The sequence below is a fragment of the Pseudomonas sp. PDM28 genome, from assembly GCF_019219115.1.
Lineage (GTDB): Bacteria > Pseudomonadota > Gammaproteobacteria > Pseudomonadales > Pseudomonadaceae > Aquipseudomonas > Aquipseudomonas laurylsulfatiphila.
Window position 1 is genome coordinate 53,952 of record NZ_JAHUWG010000004.1, and the last position, 12,314, is coordinate 66,265.

The following is a 12,314-nucleotide window of genomic DNA, read 5'->3' on the forward strand; positions in this document are numbered from 1 at the left end:
TGTTCAGGGTTTTGGCGACAAGTCAGCCATGCCCTTGAGCAACTCGATCGGCAACGGAAAGACGATGGTCGAGCTCTTGTCGCCGGCAATCGAACTCAGGGTCTGCATGTAGCGCAGTTGCATGGCCCCCGGTTGGCGGCCCAGCATTTCGGCGGCCTGCATGAGTTTTTCCGAGGCCTGCAATTCGCCTTCGGCGTGGATCACCTTGGCGCGCCGTTCCCGCTCGGCTTCCGCTTGCTTGGCGATGGCGCGGACCATCGATTCGTTGAGGTCCACGTGCTTGATCTCGACGTTGGCGACCTTGATGCCCCAGGCGTCGGTCTGGGCGTCGAGCACTTGCTGGATGTCCAGGTTCAACCGCTCGCGTTCGGCCAGCAGTTCGTCCAGCTCGTGTTTACCCAGCACCGCCCGCAACGTGGTTTGCGCCAATTGGCTGGTGGCGGCCAGGAAATCCTCGACCTGGATGATGGCTTTCTGCGGATCGAGCACACGGAAATACAGCACCGCGTTGACCTTGACCGACACGTTGTCGCGGGTGATCACGTCTTGCGGCGGCACGTCCAGCACCACGGTGCGCAAGTCGACCCTGACCATTTGCTGGACCACTGGAATCAGCAGGATCAGGCCGGGGCCCTTGACCTGCCAGAAGCGCCCGAGCTGGAACACCACCCCGCGCTCGTACTCGCGCAGGATGCGGAACGTCGACCCCGCCAGTGCGATGAGCAACAGCAGCAGCGCGACAAAACCCAATTGCAAACCCATGACTATTCTCCGCCCGGCGCCGCGTCAGCCGCGGCCACTTGCAGCAGCAAGCCCTTGCGCCCCACCACCCGCACCCGTTGCCCGGGTTGCAGCGGCGTCGCGCTGAGTACCTGCCATTGTTCTCCTTGCAGATGAATCCAGCCGCCATAGGCGTTGCCGGCCTGCAATGACGTCACTGCCGTCACGCTGCCGAGCAACCCGGCATCACCGCTGACGGTGTGGCGCGGTCGTGTCTTCAGGGCGTGAATCACCAGGTAGATCAGTAGCAACGCGCTGACTACTGCCAGGCCGATCATCAACGGCACGGGCACTTCGGTGTTGGACAGGATCACCGCGCCGATCACGAACATCACGATGCCGCCCAGGCCGATCACGCCGTAATTGGGTAGGGCCGCTTCGGCGATCAGGAACGCGATGCCGAAGGTGATCAGCCAGATCCCCACGGGATTGGGCACCAGCAACACAACCGTGTCGGCTGCGCAGGCCGATCCGCTCAACGCCAACAGCAACGCAACTGCACAACAACGCGTGTTCACTTGACCCTCCGGGAGAGTCGTGGAGTGGCTCTGAGTACAGTTTAGTTGAGCCTCGGTCTGTATGAATTTTGCTCAATTGTCGTCGTCCGCCGATGGGCGGATTTCCCGCCGGATCGTGCCAGCGGGCCTAGACTTTTACTACGCAAGCAACGCTTTAACCATCGTCTGCCAGCGATCACGGCGGACACCGAGGTGCATCATGCGTATGGCAAGAACCGTGCAGCGAAGCCTGGAAAAGGCTCAATGCGAATATGACATCGTCAGCCACCCCCACTCGGCCAGCAGCCTTGAAACGGCGCGGGTCGCCGGTATTCCTGCCGAACGGGTGGCCAAATCGGTGATCCTTGACGATCACCATGGGCACTACCTGATGGCCGTGCTGCCCGCCAGCCGTCACCTTGACCTGAGCAAGGTCCGCAGCAGCGGTGAGTGGCAGGTTTCCCGCGAAAGCAACCTGGCGCACCTGTTCGACGATTGCGAACGCGGTGCCGTACCGGCGCTGGGTGAGTCCTATGGATTGGAAGTGGTCATCGACCCGCTGCTGACCCGGCAGAAAGACATCTATCTGGAGGCCGGCAACCACGTCAACCTGCTGCGTATGGACATGCCCGAGTTCCTGAAAATGGTGCCCCATGCGGAGGTGCGGGAGTTGAGTCATTAGGTCTGCAGCGTCTTCGCTGCCGTCATCGCGAGCAAGCTCGCTCCCACAGGGGTCTGTGTCGATCACAAAACCTGTGGGAGCGAGCTTGCTCGCGATGACCGCGTAGCGGTCCCTAAATTGGTCCCCAGGAGTTCGACATGGAAAACCCAACCCACAACCTCCCTTCGCTGTTCAAACAACTCGGCCTGCCGGACGACGCCGAAAGCATCGATAAATTCATCGCCACCCATTCACCGCTCAAACCGGAACTGCACCTTGCGGATGCATTTTTCTGGAGCCCGAGCCAGGCGGAGCTTCTGCGAGACGAGATTCTCGATGACGCGGATTGGGCTGAGGTGGTGGATCAACTGGATGTGATGTTGAGGAAGGGGCGGGGGGTGTAAATAACGGATAGGCGGCGGCTCACAGAGGTTGCTCTGATCGAACGAATTGACCAAAATTAAGACCTTATTTGAGGTCTTAATTATGCAAAATGTTTTGGCCGATATGGCTGTCAGCGTGTCTGAACTAAAGAAAAACCCCTCTGCCGTTTTGAATGGCGCCCATGGAGGGCCTGTCGCGGTGCTCAATCACAATCGCGTCATGGGCTACATGGTTCCTGCCGATGTGTTCGAAGCCATGATGGAGCGCCTTGATGATTTGGAGTTGGCGGAACTCGTGCGTTCTCGTCGTCATGAAACGCCGATCCCGGTAACGCTGGATGACTTATAAGCTCGAATTTCTCCCGTCTGCACGCAAAGAATGGGACAAGCTGGGGCACACAGTGCGTGAGCAATTCAAAAAGAAACTGTCAGAGCGGCTTGAGGTGCCTCGAATCCAGTCTGACGCGCTGCATGGCATGCCTGACTGCTACAAGATCAAGCTGAGGTCATCGGGGTATCGACTCGTCTACGAGGTGATAGATGAGCGCATCGTTGTTTCTGTCGTTGCAGTAGGAAAGCGCGAACGCAGTGAGGTGTATGAGCGCGCCAGGAAAAGTTGAGGGCTCTCGGCAGGTCGCTGTTGCGTATTTGTTTCAAAACTTGACGGAAAATCCTCTCCAATGCAATATTGATAGTTAGCAAACTAACAGTGTGTATTTTCCCTCGTGCCGAACAACCTCGACGTTCTCCAGATGAACATCAGCAGCGCCATGGTGGTGGCCGCCAGGCATTGGCGCAAAATCTGCCAGACTACGCTGGTCAACTATGGAATCTCCGAAGCCTGCGCCGTTCCGCTGTTGATGATCGGGCGCCTGGGCGAGGGCGTGCGCCAGGTGACGGTGGCGCAAGCCGCAGGGATGGAGAGTCCATCGCTGGTGCGCCTGCTGGATCAACTGTGCCATTCCGGTTATGTCTGCCGGACCGAAGATGCGCAGGACCGCCGCGCCAAATGCCTGAGCCTGACCGAAACCGGCCGGGAGCTGGTGCAGGCCGTCGAAGTGGAGCTGGTGCGCTTGCGCCAGGAAGTCCTGGAAGGCATTGACCAGAGTGATCTGGAAGCTACGCTGCGGGTACTGAGAGCTTTTGAAGCGGCCACGCCGCCATCGGTGGCCAACTCTTGAACGGATTTTTCGCAGGCATGCCCCCGGCGCGAGACTGGTTCTATGGGGTCCGCACCTTCGCCGCCTCGATGATCGCGCTGTACATCGCCTTGCTCATGCAAATGCCGCGTCCGTACTGGGCGATGGCCACGGTGTACATCGTTTCCAGCCCGTTTCTCGGCCCTACCAGTTCCAAGGCGTTGTACCGGGCAGTCGGCACCTTTATCGGCGCTGCGGCGGCGGTGCTGTTCGTGCCGATGTTCGTGCAGAGCCCCTACGTGCTGGTGGTGGTGATTGCGCTGTGGACCGGCACGCTGCTGTTTCTGTCCCTGCATTTGCGCACTGCGAACAACTACGCCTTGATGCTTGCCGGTTATACCTTGCCGTTGATTGCCCTGCCGGTGGTGAACAACCCGCTGGGGGTGTGGGACGTGGCCGAGGCGCGGACCGAAGAAATCTTTCTCGGCATCGCCGTGGCGGCAGTGGTCGGTGCCATGTTCTGGCCGCGGCGCCTGGCGCCGGTGTTCAATGATTCGGTGAGCAAATGGTTTACCGATGCATCGACCTACAGCCTGCGTTTCCTCAGTCGCAACGTGCAGCCGGAAGAAGTCAGTGCGTTGCGCGCATCGATGGTCGCCACCTTCAACTCCCTGGAGTTGATGATCGGTCAGTTACCCCACGAAGGTTCGCGTCCGCAGACGGTGCGCAATACCAAGGAGTTGCGTGGGCGGATGATTCATCTGCTGCCGGTAGTCGATGCCCTCGACGATGCGCTTTATGCCCTGGAACGACGTACGCCCGAGCTTGTGGACAAGTTCGCGCCGTTGCTGACGGCCACCACCGAATGGCTCGCGCACAAGGATGCCGACCTCGACCGCTGGCAAGCACTCAAGGATCAACTGGAAGCCCTGCAACCCGCCCCCGAAGCGCTGGATGACCGCAAGCAGCTGCTGTTCTCCAATGCCATCTACCGTCTCGGCGAGTGGATCGATTTGTGGCAGGACTGCCGCAGCCTGCAATACGCCATCCAGTGCGAAAGCCAGGACAGCTGGCGCGCGGTGTATCGGCACTGGCGGCTGGGGCGGCTGTCCCCGTTTCTGGATCGCGGCCTGATGTTGTATTCCGCGGCCTCCACCGTCACCGCGATCATCGTGGCCTCGGTGTTGTGGATACTGCTCGGCTGGACCGATGGCGGCAGCGCCGTGATCCTGGCAGCGGTGGCGTGCAGCTTCTTCGCCTCGATGGACGACCCGGCGCCGCAGATTTACCGGTTCTTTTTCTGGACGGCGATGTCGGTGGTGTTCGCCAGCCTTTATCTGTTTCTGGTGCTGCCCAACCTGCATGACTTTCCGATGCTGGTGCTGGCGTTTGCCGTGCCGTTCATTTGCGTCGGCACCCTGACGGTCAAGCCGCAGTTTTACCTGGGCATGCTGCTGACCCTGGTCAACACCTCGTCCTTCATCAGTATTCAGGGCGCCTACGACGCCGACTTCCTCAGTTTCGCCAACTCCAACCTCGCCGGTCCCATGGGGCTGTTGTTCGCGTTCATCTGGACCCTGATCGCCCGGCCGTTCGGGGCCGAGCTGGCAGCCAAGCGCCTGACCCGTTTCAGCTGGCGTGACATTGTCGGCCTCTCCGAGCCGGCCACGTTGTCCGAACATCGGCTGCTGGGCATAAAGATGCTCGATCGGCTGATGCAGCACCTGCCGCGCCTGGCCATGACCGGCCAGGACTCCGGCGTGGCACTGCGGGAAGTGCGGGTGGCGCTGAATCTGCTGGACCTGCTCGCCCATACGCCGCGGGTCCTCGGTGTGCCGCAGGTGTTGCTGCGCCAGGTAGTCGCCGAGGTTGGCGAGTACTTCAAGGCTTGTCTCAAGGCCGGTGAACGCTTGCCGGCACCGAGCCCGCTGCTGATGACCCTCGACCGCACGCGTCGCGCCCTCAGCGGTGCCGGCGATGACGAAACCCGTCGGCACCTGCTGCACGCCCTGAGCGGCCTGCGCCTGGCACTGTTGCCCGGCGTTGAATTCGTCGGTGCCGCCGAGCCCGAAGAACCGCTTCCCCATGGCATTGATGGAGCGCCTTTATGATCGGTGACCTGGATGTCAGCGGGGTGTTTCTGCCCACGCTGCTGGTGCTGATGGGCATTACCTATGTGTTGTACCTGTTGGTGCACGGGGTGCTGACGCGCCTGCACTTTTACCGTCTGGTCTGGCACCGGGCATTGTTCAACGTGGCCCTCTACGCCCTGCTGCTTGGCGCCGTGGACTCACTCAGTCGATACCTGATGACATGAAAAAACCCTTTCTAACCCTTGGTCGCGTGGTGTTGACCCTGCTGATCGTGAGCTTCGCCGTGGTCGTGGTCTGGCGCATGGTGATGTATTACATGTTTGCGCCCTGGACCCGCGATGGGCACATCCGTGCCGACATCGTGCAAATCGCGCCGGATGTATCCGGGCTGATCCAGCAAGTGGAGGTACGCGACAACCAGTTGGTCAAGCGCGGCCAGGTGCTGTTCAGCATCGATCCGGACCGCTTCAAGCTGGCACTGCGCCAAGCGAAAGCGGCTGTCGCCGACCGCGAAGAAACCCTGGCCCAGGCCCAGCGCGAGGCCAAGCGAAACAAAGGTCTCGGTAATCTGGTGCCGGCTGAGCAACTGGAAGAAAGCCAGTCGAAAGTGGCCCGCGCCCAAGTGGCCTTGATGGAGGCCCAAGTGGCGGTGGACAGCGCGCAGCTGAACCTCGACCGCTCGGTGATCCGCAGCCCGGTGGACGGCTACGTCAACGACCGTGCGCCACGGACCCAGGAGTTCGTCAGCGCCGGGCGTCCGGTGTTGTCAGTGGTCGACAGCAATTCGTTCCACATCGACGGCTATTTCGAAGAAACCAAACTGAACGGCATCCATATCGGCCAGAGCGTCGACATCCGGGTGATCGGCGACAATGCGCGCTTGCGCGGGCACGTAGAAAGCATCGTCGCCGGTATCGAAGACCGCGACCGCACCAGCGGCAACAACCTGCTGCCCAACGTCAACCCGGCCTTCAGCTGGGTGCGCCTGGCCCAACGGATTCCGGTGCGCATCGCTTTCGATGACGTGCCGGAAGATTTCCGCATGATCGCCGGGCGTACCGCCACGGTATCGATCATCGACGATCAGCAACGGGAGCCGGCGCAATGAGCAAGGCCTCGGGTTTGGCGGTCGCCGGTTTGGGTTTGCTGCTGTCGGCGTGCCAGATGGTCGGGCCGGATTATCATTTGCCCGAAGAGGCGGCTGTCCATCGTCCAGATATCCAGGGCGATCTGTCGGTCGATGGCAAAACGGTGGTGTCCGCACCGGTGCCAGCCGATTGGTGGCGCCTGTACAAGGACCCGCGACTCGACCAGCTGGTACAGCAGGCCATGGCCTCCAACACCGATTTGCGCGTGGCGGCAGCCAGCCTGTCGCGGTCTCGCGCTCAGGTGGATGAGGCTGAAGCGGCGGGCGGTTGGAGCGGCGGCGTGCAGATGGGCGCCCAGCGCTTGCAGGAGTCCGGCCAGGCGTTCCTGCTACCGGAAAAAGTGCCGGTGGCCAACATTGGCGATATTGGCATCAGCGCGTCCTATCAGTTCGACCTGTTCGGGACCTTGCAACGCGGTATCGAAGCGGCCAAGGCCAATGCCGATGCGACGCAGGCCGCCGCCGATACGGCACGCATCACCGTGGTGGCCGACGTGGTACGGGCCTACACCCAGGTGTGCGCGGCCAATGAAGAGCGGGAAATCGCCCAGCACTCCCTCGACCTGCAAGCGCAAAGCACCACACTGATCCAGCGCCTGCGCGATGCCGGGCGTGGCGACGAAACCCAGGTCACCCGCTCGCAAACCCAATTCAAATCCCTGCGCGCCGACATGCCGCGCTATGAGGCCTCACGTCAGGCCGGGCTGTATCGCCTGTCGATGTTGCTGGCCAAGCCGGTGGATCAACTGCCGGCCGGCACCGCCACCTGCGACGAGCTGCCGAAAATCGCGCAATTGGTCCCGGTGGGCGATGGCGCCGCGTTGCTCAAGCGTCGCCCGGATGTGCGGCAGGCCGAGCGGCGACTGGCGGCCGCGACGGCCGGTATCGGTGTCGCCACGGGTGAGCTGTACCCGAATATCAGCATCGGCGCGACCATCGGTACCGTCGGTATCCTCGACGATCTCGGCGACCCGTCGACCAACCGCTGGGGCTTCGGCCCGTCGCTGACCTGGAAGGTGCCGACCAACGGCGCCCGGGCGCGCATCCGCGAAGCCGAAGCGGTGACCCAGGCGACGCTGGCGCATTTTGATGGGGTGGTGCTCAACGCAATTCGTGAAACCCAGACCAGCCTTGCCCAATACACGGCATTGTTGCAACGCCGCGACGCCCTGGCCGATGCCGAGCAATCGGCCAAACTGGCGGCTGAACAGACCCATCGCTTCTTCCAGGCCGGCCGCGAATCATTCCTGGCGGACCTGCAAGCGACCCGCACCTACACGGATGTCACGGCGCAATTGGCCGCTGCCAACACCCAGGTGGCCGCCAGCCAGATCGATTTGTTCCTGGCGTTGGGCGGCGGATGGGAAAGCGGACGAACGCAAGCGTCGAACTCCGGCAAACCCTGAGGCCGTTGCTATGCTTTGAAGTGTTGGAAGGGCGCCTCGTGCAAAGCGCCCTTTCTTCGCACAAGGCTCGCGCAGGTCAGGGGGAAACCAACAATGAAAAACCCTTATGCTCTCGGCTTCTGGTGCGCCATCGTGGCGTTGGTGCTGCTGTCGGCCACCTATTTCTACGGCGTCATGCTGGCCCACCAGATCGACAAGGCTCTGGTGTTCCTCGACAGTGCCGTCGCACTGATAGCCGTGATGTCCGTTGCGGTGGTCGCCTGGGCGTCGGTCCAGAATCAGCGCATCAAAAAAAGACAACTCGAACAAGGCAAGACCCTGGTCCTGATCTGGGATACCAAGGTGGCGTTGCGTCGTGTCGAAACGGTGTTCGACCGTTATTTCTGGGGCAGTTACTGGCAACCGGGGCGCACGTTTCAGGAAGTCATGGGCGAATTGACCGGCACGCCGCTGGAAAAAAGCCTCGAAACCCTGAAAAAACAATGCCTGGCGCTGGACCGGCAAGTGGCTGACGACGGTCGGCACTGGCTCAGCAATGCCCGGGAGCTGGCCGATGTCGCTACGGCCATGGCCCGCGAACGCTATCAACTGGACGTCTGCGACCCACGCGCGGAAGTGACGGGCGGAGCGGTGATCAACCGCGACTTCGAAGTGCTGGTGTACACCTGGACGGCGCGGCTTAAAAGCTTTGATCATCAGCTGGATGAGATCGAAGTCCAGTATTCCTGATTTTGTGGTGGCTGTTCTGACGCCTTCGCGGGCAAGCCCGCTCCCACAGGGATCACGTCATACCTGTGGGAGCGGGTTTGCTCGCGAAGGCGATTGAATGCACAGCGAAAATTTCGAACCCTGCGCCCCCCCAAGACACTCTTTCACCTTTAATCATTGGGCCGTTCGTCGCGCCTGATGCTAATCTGCATTCCACTTTCAGCGCAGTCGAGCCGCAACCCGTCATGGGTTCAGGGAAGACGACCACACTTTCAACAACGGACATTGAACGGGTCATACATGAACAAATCAGCAGGCGTGCTACTGGGAATTGTTGTCGCAATCGGTGCCATTAGCGCAGGCGGAGCCTGGTTCACCGGCACCAGGCTCGAAGGTGTGCTCAATACCTCGATTGCCGATGCCAACAAGGAGCTGCAAGCGGCCATGGTCGGTTCCAACGGCACCGCGTCGCTGGAGCTGGTATCGCTGGAGCGTCATGTATTCAGCAGCACCGCGCACTATCGTCTCAAGGGCGAAGGTGAAATGTTCGGCGAAGCGCCGGTCGAACTGCTGTTTGTCGATCACATCGAACACGGCCCGTTGCCGTTCTCGCGGCTGATGTCGCTGAAGTGGCTGCCAGTCCTGGCGACCAGTCACTACGAACTGGAAAAGACCCCGCTCACCGAGAAGTGGTTTGCCGCCGCCAAGGACAAATCCCCACTGACCGGCGTGGTCAACATCGGCTATGACAATGCCACCAACGGCACCTTCGAGTTGCAGCCGCTGGAAATGGCGCTGGATGACAAGTCGAGCATGAAATTCTCCGGCCTGAGCATGGACGTCGACGCCAGCGCCAAGGCGCAGAAGGTCAAGGCCAATGGCTACATGGACAGCCTGAAAGTGACCACCGTTTCCGAAGACCAGGCACCGGTTCAGGTTGAGTTGAACGGCCTGACCCTGGCCAGCAACCTGACCAAAAGTACCTACGGCTTCTATGTCGGCGAGAACGTCCTTGAACTGGCCAGCGGCAAATCGACTTTTGGCGTCAAGCAGTCGGTGCTGGACTTCAAGAAGTTCGAGATGAAAAACCTGACGGAAGAAAAGGGCAGCAACGCTTCCGGGCGTGCCGATTACAAAGTTGGCGAAGTGTCCCTGAACGGCAAGACCATCGGTTCCGGTGCGCTGGCCATGAGCGTGAAGAACCTCGACATTCCGGCCACGATGTCGTTGATGCAGGTCTACCAGAGCAAACTGCAGCCATATGAGCGTGAGGCGGCCGAAGCGACGGCAGCGGGCCTGCCGGCACCGGAGCTGAAACTGACCGAAGCCGAAGAAGCGCTGCTCAAGTCCAGCCTGGAAAAACTGCTGGCGGCCGGGCCGCAAGTGGCTCTGGAAAACTTGTCGTTCAACACCGCCAACGGTGAGAGCCGCGCCAACATGGTGCTCGACCTGACCAAGCCACAAGCCATCGATCTGCCGACCGATCAGTTGGTCAGGCAGTTGATCGCATTGCTGGACTTCAAACTGCTAGTGTCCAAACCCATGCTGGTCGACGTGCTCACCGTGCAGTCGCAAATCGACGGTCAGACCGACGCCAAGCTGATTGCCGATCAGGCCACCGCCACTGCGGACATGTTCAGCAGCATGGCGGTCGGCAGCCAACTGGCAAAACTGGACGGCAACAACATCGTCACCAACTTGCGTTACGCCAACAATCAGGTGGACTTCAACGGCCAGAAAATGACCGTCGAAGAGTTTGCCGGTTTTGTCATGAGCAAGTTTGCGGATACTGGCGCCACCGAATAACGGCGGCCGTTTACCCGGAAAGGCCCGGCCTCTGCATTGCGCAGGTGCCGGGCGTTTTGCTGTCCCTAGGGGGCGTCACGAATCAGGCGCCATGCCTCTTCCCAGGGCAAGGGTTGTTTCATCCGCTCGGCAAGCATCGCCATGGCCCGGTCCATCTCGCAGGCTAGCGCTGCGGACACCACGCCATTTTTTCCGAACAGGCCGATGAAGGGCGGATCGTAGGGGTCGCCCTTGAACTCGACTTCATCCCAGCCCTCGGCGTGCCCGAGGTAGTCGTAGGTCTTGCCGAAATGCCAGGTCCAGAAAAACGGCACGTCGAGGTAATGCTCGTCCCCGCCCAGCATATTGGCCGCTGCGATCCGCGCCTGCTGTTGGGCCAGTCGCCAGTGTTCGATGCGCACGTATTGGTTGTTCAGCGGGAAGGTGGCGATATCACCAGCCGCCCAGAGGCCGTCGGCCACGCGCATTGCGCCGTCGACACGCAGCGACTGATCCTGCTCTTTCGCCAACCCGGTGAAGGCGGCGGTGGCTGGCGTGACGCCAATGCCGACCAGCACCAGATCGGCCGCCAGGCGTTGGCCGTTGTCCAGGTGTACGGCTTCGACCTTGTCCGTTCCTTCGATCTGCGCCGCATTGCCCTGGGTATGAAACATCACGCCATGGGCTTCATGTCGCGCGCGAATGGCCTTGCCGACCGTTTCGCCGAACTGTTTGGCAAAAGGCACTGCGTGGCGGGCCAGCACAGTCACGTCCAGGCCAAGCTGGCGCAGGGACGAGGCGGACTCCATGGCAATGAAACTGTCGCCGATGATCACCACCCGTTGGCCGGCGCTGGCGCTGTGCAGAATCTGCTGTGCATGGGCTCTGGAGCGTAAAACGAACACCTGCGGCAAGTCGGCGCCGGGCAGCGTCAACAGCTTGGGTATGCCGCCGGTGGCCAGCAGAGCGGCGTCGTAGGTCAGTGATTGGCCGTCAGTCAGCCGCAGTGTGCGGTTTGATGCGTCCAGGCTGGCCACTTCGCCCTGCAGGCGCTCGATCCGCTGCTCCCGGTAAAACGCCTCGTCGCGCAGCGGAGGGACTTCCTGCGGCGGCATTTCCCCGGCGATCACGTATTTGCTCAGCGCAGTGCGGTCGTATCCGGCATCGGCTTCGCGGTCGATCAACAGCACCCGGCCACCGAAGCCTTTCTCGCGCAACGCCGCCGCTGCCGCCGTGCCTGCCGCGCCAGCGCCGATAATGATGAAGGTTCGTGGATCGTCGGCCGGTGGCGTGTGGGCGTCCGATAATGGCTGGTCGCCGACCCAGATGTCGCCGTCACGGATTTCGAGGGGATAGCGCTTGAGACTGTCCAGGGCTGGCGGTTCGCACAGGCCGCCATCCTCGATCCGAAACTGCGCCTTGTGCCACGGACAGGTCAGGCGTCCGTTGCATACCGCACCATCAGCCAGCGGGGCGCCGGCATGCGGGCATTCGGCCTGATAAGCGCGAAGTTGCTCACCGGCCCGCAACAGTAGAATCTTGCTGCCCTGGACTTGCACTTCCAGACCCCGGTCTTCGGGCACATTGGTGACACGCGCAACGCGATGCAGAGTCATGATTGCTCTCCAGACAGACGTTTACTTATGAGTCTGGTGCTTATCGCGAGGTTCAGCCAATTCCCCCCTGCCACGGCGTGAACGGTCCGGCTATAGTTT

At 61.2% G+C, this 12,314-nt stretch carries 14 protein-coding genes; 11 read left to right on the forward strand and 3 right to left on the reverse strand.

Features of this window, described 5'->3' with window-relative positions; all coding sequences use genetic code 11:
* Positions 1-3: 3 nt before the first annotated feature.
* Both KW841_RS09625 and KW841_RS09630 read right to left on the reverse strand, forming a co-directional pair.
* A complete protein-coding gene (locus KW841_RS09625) occupies positions 4-762 on the reverse strand; it encodes a slipin family protein (RefSeq protein WP_218475545.1) in 759 nt (252 codons plus the stop codon).
* Positions 763-764: 2 nt separating this feature from the next.
* Positions 765-1,298, reverse strand: coding sequence for an NfeD family protein (locus tag KW841_RS09630; protein WP_218475549.1), 534 nt, complete (start codon positions 1,296-1,298; stop codon positions 765-767).
* Between the two features lie 199 nt (positions 1,299-1,497).
* On the opposite strand from KW841_RS09630, the gene KW841_RS09635 reads away from it, so the two are divergent.
* The 11 genes from KW841_RS09635 (at position 1,498) to KW841_RS09685 (ending at position 10,620) form a co-directional block, all read left to right on the forward strand.
* Entirely contained in the window at positions 1,498-1,959 is a 462-nt protein-coding gene (locus tag KW841_RS09635) for an aminoacyl-tRNA deacylase (protein ID WP_217836835.1), read from the forward strand.
* Between the two features lie 137 nt (positions 1,960-2,096).
* Complete coding sequence (locus KW841_RS09640) at positions 2,097-2,342, forward strand: DUF2789 domain-containing protein (protein WP_057399133.1); 246 nt, start codon at positions 2,097-2,099, stop codon at positions 2,340-2,342.
* A gap of 82 nt (positions 2,343-2,424) precedes the next feature.
* Positions 2,425-2,670 (forward strand): type II toxin-antitoxin system prevent-host-death family antitoxin, encoded by a 246-nt coding sequence (locus KW841_RS09645; protein ID WP_007975643.1) that lies wholly within the window; start codon positions 2,425-2,427, stop codon positions 2,668-2,670.
* Complete coding sequence (locus KW841_RS09650) at positions 2,660-2,941, forward strand: type II toxin-antitoxin system RelE/ParE family toxin (RefSeq protein WP_218475551.1); 282 nt, start codon at positions 2,660-2,662, stop codon at positions 2,939-2,941. The genes KW841_RS09645 and KW841_RS09650 overlap by 11 nt, the downstream gene beginning before the upstream one ends.
* 132 nt (positions 2,942-3,073) lie before the next feature.
* Complete coding sequence (locus tag KW841_RS09655; RefSeq protein ID WP_033047983.1) at positions 3,074-3,502, forward strand: MarR family winged helix-turn-helix transcriptional regulator; 429 nt, start codon at positions 3,074-3,076, stop codon at positions 3,500-3,502.
* The gene (locus KW841_RS09660; protein WP_218475554.1) at positions 3,499-5,571 is read left to right on the forward strand and encodes an FUSC family protein; all 2,073 of its coding nucleotides are present in this window, start codon (positions 3,499-3,501) and stop codon (positions 5,569-5,571) included. The genes KW841_RS09655 and KW841_RS09660 overlap by 4 nt, the downstream gene beginning before the upstream one ends.
* Entirely contained in the window at positions 5,568-5,777 is a 210-nt protein-coding gene (locus KW841_RS09665) for a DUF1656 domain-containing protein (protein WP_007975639.1), read from the forward strand. Before KW841_RS09660 ends, KW841_RS09665 begins: the two co-directional genes overlap by 4 nt.
* A complete protein-coding gene (locus tag KW841_RS09670) occupies positions 5,774-6,661 on the forward strand; it encodes an HlyD family secretion protein (protein WP_217836838.1) in 888 nt (295 codons plus the stop codon). The genes KW841_RS09665 and KW841_RS09670 overlap by 4 nt, the downstream gene beginning before the upstream one ends.
* Positions 6,658-8,106, forward strand: a complete 1,449-nt coding sequence (locus tag KW841_RS09675) for an efflux transporter outer membrane subunit (RefSeq protein ID WP_218475556.1) — start codon at positions 6,658-6,660, stop codon at positions 8,104-8,106. The genes KW841_RS09670 and KW841_RS09675 overlap by 4 nt, the downstream gene beginning before the upstream one ends.
* A gap of 93 nt (positions 8,107-8,199) precedes the next feature.
* Positions 8,200-8,835, forward strand: coding sequence for an NADH:ubiquinone oxidoreductase subunit N (locus KW841_RS09680; RefSeq protein ID WP_102702586.1), 636 nt, complete (start codon positions 8,200-8,202; stop codon positions 8,833-8,835).
* Between the two features lie 279 nt (positions 8,836-9,114).
* Positions 9,115-10,620, forward strand: coding sequence for a YdgA family protein (locus tag KW841_RS09685; RefSeq protein WP_218475558.1), 1,506 nt, complete (start codon positions 9,115-9,117; stop codon positions 10,618-10,620).
* Positions 10,621-10,685: 65 nt separating this feature from the next.
* Here KW841_RS09685 and KW841_RS09690 read toward each other — a convergent pair whose 3' ends face one another.
* Positions 10,686-12,215 (reverse strand): apoptosis inducing factor family protein, encoded by a 1,530-nt coding sequence (locus KW841_RS09690; RefSeq protein ID WP_218475560.1) that lies wholly within the window; start codon positions 12,213-12,215, stop codon positions 10,686-10,688.
* Positions 12,216-12,314 lie beyond the last annotated feature (99 nt).

Bases quoted from the DNA above. Each gene is read 5' to 3' on its own strand.
- KW841_RS09640 (WP_057399133.1), top strand. From the start codon at position 2,097: ATGGAAAACCCAACCCACAACCTCCCTTCGCTGTTCAAACAACTCGGC.
- KW841_RS09650 (WP_218475551.1), top strand. From the start codon at position 2,660: ATGACTTATAAGCTCGAATTTCTCCCGTCTGCACGCAAAGAATGGGAC.
- KW841_RS09685 (WP_218475558.1), top strand. From the start codon at position 9,115: ATGAACAAATCAGCAGGCGTGCTACTGGGAATTGTTGTCGCAATCGGT.
- KW841_RS09680 (WP_102702586.1), top strand. From the start codon at position 8,200: ATGAAAAACCCTTATGCTCTCGGCTTCTGGTGCGCCATCGTGGCGTTG.
- KW841_RS09625 (WP_218475545.1), bottom strand. From the start codon at position 762: ATGGGTTTGCAATTGGGTTTTGTCGCGCTGCTGCTGTTGCTCATCGCA.
- KW841_RS09670 (WP_217836838.1), top strand. From the start codon at position 5,774: ATGAAAAAACCCTTTCTAACCCTTGGTCGCGTGGTGTTGACCCTGCTG.
- KW841_RS09655 (WP_033047983.1), top strand. From the start codon at position 3,074: ATGAACATCAGCAGCGCCATGGTGGTGGCCGCCAGGCATTGGCGCAAA.
- KW841_RS09635 (WP_217836835.1), top strand. From the start codon at position 1,498: ATGCGTATGGCAAGAACCGTGCAGCGAAGCCTGGAAAAGGCTCAATGC.
- KW841_RS09645 (WP_007975643.1), top strand. From the start codon at position 2,425: ATGCAAAATGTTTTGGCCGATATGGCTGTCAGCGTGTCTGAACTAAAG.
- KW841_RS09690 (WP_218475560.1), bottom strand. From the start codon at position 12,215: ATGACTCTGCATCGCGTTGCGCGTGTCACCAATGTGCCCGAAGACCGG.
- KW841_RS09675 (WP_218475556.1), top strand. From the start codon at position 6,658: ATGAGCAAGGCCTCGGGTTTGGCGGTCGCCGGTTTGGGTTTGCTGCTG.
- KW841_RS09665 (WP_007975639.1), top strand. From the start codon at position 5,568: ATGATCGGTGACCTGGATGTCAGCGGGGTGTTTCTGCCCACGCTGCTG.